We start from the raw sequence: 6,000 nt of genomic DNA on the forward strand, positions 1-6,000 counted from the left end.
TTTAATCCTTTCGTCGGATTAAAAGCGCCGTAAGTCATTCAATATCCACACATTTTTTAAGGTGGCCAACACCATAAGTGCCACTTTTTGGTGCAATAAGCGCTGATTAAGCGTGCACACTTCGCCCGCTTATTTCCACTCTGTAATTGGGGTTATTGGTTATAACGGCGCAACACTTTCGGCATAACGTTTTTTGAGTTGCTTGCAGGCTTCTGGGGATTCCAGGTTCGTGGACGCCGCCACACGGGTCACACTTTCAAGGTGCTGGCAGAAAGCCAGACGCTCCGCAACCTGCTCCCGCTCTCGGTCAACCTCAGCGTTGAGCCGCATGAAATAAGTGCCCAACAGCACCGCCACGCACACAACCCCGATCGCAAAAGAGCGAAAGCCGCTTGAGGATGGGGGTTCTGGTTGATTCATGTCTCGCAAGCGTCCTGCTGGAGTGACTAGAAGCGTCGAATTGTATGCACATTGAAACCTACTCATTGTCGTGGATTTGTAAAAACCGTGTGACTACAACATTTCTGTCTGCTGCTGACGGCGAAACTGCCCGGGCGTCATGCCCTGGGCCTTGCGGAAGCAGCGGGAGAAGTAGGCCTCGTCGGTAAACCCGCAACGTTGCGCTATCACCCCGATCAGTTGGGTGCTGTTCAGCAACAACGTGCGCGCCAGTTGCATGCGGCGGTCCAGCACCCACTGGGAGAAGGGTTTCCCGGTTTCCTTGCGCAGCAGGTGCGTCAGGTAGTTGGGCGATAGAAATGCGGCGGCGGCGGTATCGGTCAGGTTGAGACTGGGTTCGTGGATATGCGCGCGGATATAGCCTTGCACCCGCGCCAAGGCGTCCTTACGCCCGCGCCGGATAGCGTTGTTGGCGGCAAACGCTTGCAGCGGCTCGGCGTACTGCTCACAGACCAGGCCAATCAGTTGAAACAGGTAGCCCTTGAGCCTCTCGCGGGCACCAAAAGTGCGGTGAGTGTCGAGGGCGCGCATATGGGCCAGCCAGGTTTTGACTTCTTCGAACGCGGCATCATCGAGGATAAAGTCCAGTTGCTCCTGAAAGCGAAACGGCGATAGCTCTGGTGCCTGGCCGATAGGAATGTCCTCCAGGTCCAGCGGATCACAACTCAGTTGCGGCAGGAAAAACGCTTGGCTGAAGTTGATCAAGATGAACTCGCCATCCTCAGGATGGGGAATCACATGCAGGCGATGGGGCAGGATGAACGCCAGGGCTTTACGCGGAAACGGTCGCACCGCCCCACCGATATGCTGCACGGTGTCGCCACCGAGGTTGATCTGGATCTGGAAGTATTCGTGCCGATGGGGGCTGGTCAGCGCCGCCCGTCCGCGTTTGTCGCGGATATAGAAGTCGGGGCGGTCGCTGCGTTGTTCCATGCCGTAGGTGGTGACGCGGGTGCCGGGCATAGCGCTGTCTCGGGTGGCCAGGGCACCACTTTAGCCTCAACCGTTGCCGAGGGTGAACCTCAACTCGCCAACGCCGTCGATGCCGGCCGTCACGGTATCGCCCGGTTGCAACGCGCCGACACCGGCGGGCGTGCCGGTGAAGATCAGGTCACCGGCCTTGAGCGCGACGGATCGGGAGGCGTGGCTGATCACTTCGCTGACCGACCAGATCTGGTCAGCCAGGTCGCCGAGCTGGCGCTGTTCGCCATTGACCTTCAGCCAGATCTTGCCGGTGGACGGGTGCCCTACCGCGCTCACCGGCTGCAACGCCGTGCTGGGCGCCGACTCATCGAAGGCTTTGGCCCATTCCCACGGGCGTGAGAGCTTTTTCGCCTGGGCTTGCAGGTCGCGGCGCGTCAGGTCGATCCCCACGCCATAGCCCCAGATGTGGGAAAAAGCTTCATCAGGGCTGATATCCACCCCGCCCTTGCCGATGGCCACCACCAATTCCACTTCATGGTGCAGGTCGGTGGTCAGCGGCGGATAGGCGATCACACCTTCGGCCGGCACCACCGCATCCGCCGGTTTCATGAAGAAGAACGGCGGCTCGCGATCCGGGTCATGCCCCATTTCCCGGGCGTGTTCGCTGTAATTGCGGCCAACGCAGAACACGCGACGCAGGGGGAAACGCGCATCGCTGCCCTGTATGGCCAGGTATGGGGTTTGCGCGGGGGGGAATACGTAATCGGTCATGGCCTGTGCCTCCTGGTTTACCTGGCACCAGTATGGCGAGCGGCCTCCGGGGAAAGTTGGACAGGCTTACGCAGATTTTGCACTGCCCGGTGCAAAGCGCCCAGGGGCTACTTGCGCGCCACCTTGTAGCGCAGGCAGTCCTGATAGAAGCTCTGGCGAATCACCTCAGGCTTGAGCCGGGAACGGCTGTCATAGGTCTGCTCGGTGATGCCCATGGCCATCATGCGCATCCACGACTTGCTGAACTTGATGGTCTGGATCTTCTGGCGCGCCGCATACAACGACACACCCGCCAACTTGAGCTCCTGGGCCCTGGCCGCCGTACCGGCGCCCCAACTGCACATGTACTTGTCACCCTCGCGCAGTTCCCTTGCCTGCACGGCAGCCGCCCCCCCCGCCAGGGAGCAGGCAATCAGCATGATTCCAACAGTGCGCATTCGCTTCCCCACCTAACCACCTGAAAATAAAAGCGATTCTGGCGAGAATTTTGTTACAAAGGGGCCATTAAATTGCCTTATTGCGTCGGCATTTACTTTCGTCTCGATCAATCACCCCCACGCCACCACCAATAACCCCACCCCCAACACCAGACACAACGGCGAATAAACATACGTATCCAACCGTGCAAACCTCGACCCGCCCACTTTCTTGAAAAAACCCACCAATTCCGAGTCCCCAATTGCCCTGGCGAACATGACCACGGCGATCGCACTGATGCCCCACTGCAGCGCTCCGTGGGACACCGGCGAAAAGTACAACCCGACCCGCAAGCACACGAGTAACGCAATCGCCACCAGCCCCATCGCGACCAGCAGCGTGGCCAGCGCCGAGGGTTTGAACGCCGGCCTCGGCCCGCTGGCGAATTCGCCCGGCAGTTGAGGAATGGCAGCGAGCATGCCGAGTTTGCCACCGGCGGCCCAGTACAAATGCACCATGCTGATGCAGGTAAATACGCCAACGATCCATCGCGCGATGAAAAAGCTCATGGCTGGCTCTCTCCAAAAATGTGCGATTCAGGATAGTCGCCCTGGGATTTTTTGTAGGCATTTCGTCGGCGGCTGATGGTAAAGTGCCGCCCCATGAAACTTGCCCGTACCGACCGCTCGCTCATTGCCTGGATGCTCTACTGCTGCGTCCTGTTCAATGTGTTCGCCTGCAGTATTGGCCATGGGCAGATGCTGGGGATGCAGCTCAACGGCATCGGTGGTCAGTTCTGTACGGTAGACCCGCGCACTCAGGCCCCCACCCCAACCCGGTCCACTGACGAGAACCTGCCGACGCTGTCCAAGGCGTTCGGTTGCCCGCTGTGCTCCACCGGCGGCATGGGCCCTGCGCTCAACACCCATTTGAATGTGGCCGTGTTGCCACAACCGCACGCGCCGCCTGCGGCTGTGGTGTTTGCCGCTGACGTTCCTGCCCGCTTCACCTGGCCCACGGCCCACCCGCGCGCGCCTCCCGCTGTCGCCTGATCCTTCGCTTTCCGATCTGCACCGCTCACCGTTCCCCTCGGGTTTACGGGCGGCTGTGCGTTGTTTTCAAGCTGAGTTTTTCAGGATTCAACCATGAAACATTTACCCCTGTTGGCGGGCCTGTTCGGCTGCCTGCCTGTCTGTGGCTGGGCACTTGAACTGGCCCCCACCACCATTGATGGTGAACAAAGCACCGAGCCTGGCCTGGCGCTGGATCAGCCCAGCGGCATGGCGTCGCGCCTTGGCCTGAGTGTGCGAGAAACCCCGGCGTCGGTGGCCATCGCCAATCGCAATGATATCGAGCGCCATGGCGCCAAGACCTTCCGCGATGCGGCTAATACCCTGCCCGGCGTCAACGCCAGCGCACCGCCGGGGTTTGGTGGGTTTGTGTCCTATCGGGGCTTTACCAGCAGCCAGATCACCCAGATGTTCAACGGTATCAACGTCGCCACCGGCCTGGCGCGGCCAGTGGATGCCTGGATCTATGACCGGGTCGAACTCGTCGGCGGGCCCTCCTCCTTGATCAACGGTGCCGGCTCCGTGGGCGGCTCGTTGAACTATGTGACCAAACTGGCAACCCGCGAAGAACAGGCGGCTGAAGGCCAGCTCACCTACGGCAGTTACGACACCGCCGGTATGGCCTTGGGCCTCAACCACGCCCTGACCGAACCCGGAGCCGAGGTGCAGCATTACGCACGCCTGGACGTCAGCCGTAATACCAACCACAGCTACATCGACCGCGACCAGCGCGATGCCTGGAGCCTGGCGTTCTCCGTGCTCAGCGACTTGACGCCCAACCTGTCGCACACCCTGGCGCTGGAATACCAGGATGAGCATGAAGACAGCCCCTACTGGGGCACGCCGGTGCTCAACCCCAAGGCCGGCGAATTGAAGATCGACCGGCACAACCGCTTCAACAATTACAACGTCGCCGATGGCCGATACGAACAGCGCACGATCTGGGCGCGCTCGATCATCGACTACCGGATCAACGACAACACCACGCTGAAAAACACCCTCTATCACCTGGACAGCCAGCGCGACTATCGAAACCTGGAAACTTACCAATACAACGCCGACAACAGCGCCGTGAATCGCTCGACCGCGTATCAGGTGCGCCACCAGGGTGAGCAGAACGGCAACCAGTTCGAACTGCGTCATGACAATACGTTGTGGGGGCTTTCGACCACCTGGTCGGGCGGTTTTGAATACAAGGTCAACAGCACCACCAACCACCCGCTGAACGTACCGGGTAAAAGCACGGTCGACCCGAACCACTACGACCCTGGGCACTTTTACGACATCCCGGGTACCCGGCCAGGGTTCGTGCCGGACAAGACCAATGCAGTGACGACCCAGGCACTGTTCGCGGAAAACCGCCTGGGCCTCACCGATAAACTCTCGTTGCTGACGGGCCTGCGCTACGACGCCATCGACCTCGACGTGACCAACCACCGCCAGATAACGGCCACCAACCCGCGTCACTTCAAGCGCCGCTGGGAACCGGTGACCGGCCGCGTCGGCCTGACTTACCAGTTCATCCCGTCGGCTAATGTGTATGTGCAATACAGCACGGCGGCCGAGCAACCATCGACCACCACCCAAGTCTTCGATGTGTCCACCGGCCGGCAGTGGGAGGTCGGCAGCAAGTTCGACTACCTGGACGGTCGCGGCTCGGCCACCGTTGCCGCCTACAGGATCGAGCGCAAGGATTTCGCCGTCACCGACCCGCTGGATCCGAACAACAGCATTCCGGTGGGAGCGCAATCGTCCAAAGGCATCGAACTGGCCAGCTCACTGCGCATCACGCCCCGACTGTTGGCGGAAGGCAACTTTGCCTGGGTGGATGCCGAGTACGATGACTTCAATGAGAAACTTGCCAGCGGTGCGGTGGTATCGCGCAAGGGCAACACGCCGACCAACGTGCCCAAGCGCGTCGGTAATCTGTGGCTGACTTATGATTTTGCCGAGGCTTGGCAAGGCGGTGTGGATGCGCGGTACGTCGCCGAGGTATATGCGGATAACGCCAATACCCTCACGGTGCCGGCCTATACGTTGTTCGGCACATTCCTGCGCTACAAAGTGGACGCCCATACCTCGGTGACCGGCCGGGTGCGTAACCTGACCAATGAGGTGTATGCCGAGTTTGCCCATGTATCGCCGGCGTATTACCTGGGGGCGCCACGCACGTTCGAGCTGGCAGTGCAAACCCGGTTCTGAACCTGCAATGTAATCAAACATGTGGGAGGGGACTTGCCCTAATGCCAGTCAGTCAAAGGGTGGGATGTAGAACACATCATCTGTAGTGAGCGGGCTTGCCCCGCGCTGGATGGCGCAGCCGCCCCAACAAAGACGCTACGGTATTTCAGAAGGACCG

At 60.2% G+C, this 6,000-nt stretch carries 7 protein-coding genes; 2 read left to right on the forward strand and 5 right to left on the reverse strand.

Annotated elements, in window-relative coordinates:
* Positions 1 to 159: 159 nt before the first annotated feature.
* From ACQRBT_RS24515 to ACQRBT_RS24535, 5 genes are all read right to left on the reverse strand, one after another.
* Complete coding sequence (locus ACQRBT_RS24515; protein WP_060757156.1) at positions 160 to 420, reverse strand: hypothetical protein; 261 nt, start codon at positions 418 to 420, stop codon at positions 160 to 162.
* A 93-nt stretch (positions 421 to 513) separates the two neighbouring features.
* On the reverse strand, positions 514 to 1,422 hold the full coding sequence (locus ACQRBT_RS24520; RefSeq protein WP_104993439.1) for a helix-turn-helix transcriptional regulator: 909 nt from the start codon (positions 1,420 to 1,422) through the stop codon (positions 514 to 516).
* 36 nt (positions 1,423 to 1,458) lie between these two features.
* The gene (locus ACQRBT_RS24525) at positions 1,459 to 2,154 is read right to left on the reverse strand and encodes a fumarylacetoacetate hydrolase family protein (RefSeq protein ID WP_412046798.1); all 696 of its coding nucleotides are present in this window, start codon (positions 2,152 to 2,154) and stop codon (positions 1,459 to 1,461) included.
* Between the two features lie 107 nt (positions 2,155 to 2,261).
* Entirely contained in the window at positions 2,262 to 2,591 is a 330-nt protein-coding gene (locus ACQRBT_RS24530; protein ID WP_060757159.1) for a hypothetical protein, read from the reverse strand.
* Between the two features lie 111 nt (positions 2,592 to 2,702).
* Positions 2,703 to 3,140, reverse strand: a complete 438-nt coding sequence (locus ACQRBT_RS24535) for a DUF3995 domain-containing protein (protein WP_161549469.1) — start codon at positions 3,138 to 3,140, stop codon at positions 2,703 to 2,705.
* A 93-nt stretch (positions 3,141 to 3,233) separates the two neighbouring features.
* Between ACQRBT_RS24535 and ACQRBT_RS24540 the strand changes: the two genes are divergently transcribed.
* Together ACQRBT_RS24540 and ACQRBT_RS24545 are read left to right on the forward strand one after the other, a co-directional pair.
* On the forward strand, positions 3,234 to 3,623 hold the full coding sequence (locus tag ACQRBT_RS24540; protein ID WP_060757161.1) for a DUF2946 domain-containing protein: 390 nt from the start codon (positions 3,234 to 3,236) through the stop codon (positions 3,621 to 3,623).
* Between the two features lie 93 nt (positions 3,624 to 3,716).
* Positions 3,717 to 5,843 (forward strand): TonB-dependent receptor, encoded by a 2,127-nt coding sequence (locus ACQRBT_RS24545; RefSeq protein ID WP_412046797.1) that lies wholly within the window; start codon positions 3,717 to 3,719, stop codon positions 5,841 to 5,843.
* The last annotated feature ends 157 nt before the right edge of the window (positions 5,844 to 6,000 follow it).

The organism is Pseudomonas sp. R19M (assembly GCF_050312585.1).
GTDB lineage: Bacteria > Pseudomonadota > Gammaproteobacteria > Pseudomonadales > Pseudomonadaceae > Aquipseudomonas > Aquipseudomonas palleroniana.

Bases quoted from the DNA above. Each gene is read 5' to 3' on its own strand.
- ACQRBT_RS24540 (WP_060757161.1), top strand. From the start codon at position 3,234: ATGAAACTTGCCCGTACCGACCGCTCGCTCATTGCCTGGATGCTCTAC.
- ACQRBT_RS24520 (WP_104993439.1), bottom strand. From the start codon at position 1,422: ATGCCCGGCACCCGCGTCACCACCTACGGCATGGAACAACGCAGCGAC.
- ACQRBT_RS24545 (WP_412046797.1), top strand. From the start codon at position 3,717: ATGAAACATTTACCCCTGTTGGCGGGCCTGTTCGGCTGCCTGCCTGTC.
- ACQRBT_RS24515 (WP_060757156.1), bottom strand. From the start codon at position 420: ATGAATCAACCAGAACCCCCATCCTCAAGCGGCTTTCGCTCTTTTGCG.
- ACQRBT_RS24535 (WP_161549469.1), bottom strand. From the start codon at position 3,140: ATGAGCTTTTTCATCGCGCGATGGATCGTTGGCGTATTTACCTGCATC.
- ACQRBT_RS24530 (WP_060757159.1), bottom strand. From the start codon at position 2,591: ATGCGCACTGTTGGAATCATGCTGATTGCCTGCTCCCTGGCGGGGGGG.
- ACQRBT_RS24525 (WP_412046798.1), bottom strand. From the start codon at position 2,154: ATGACCGATTACGTATTCCCCCCCGCGCAAACCCCATACCTGGCCATA.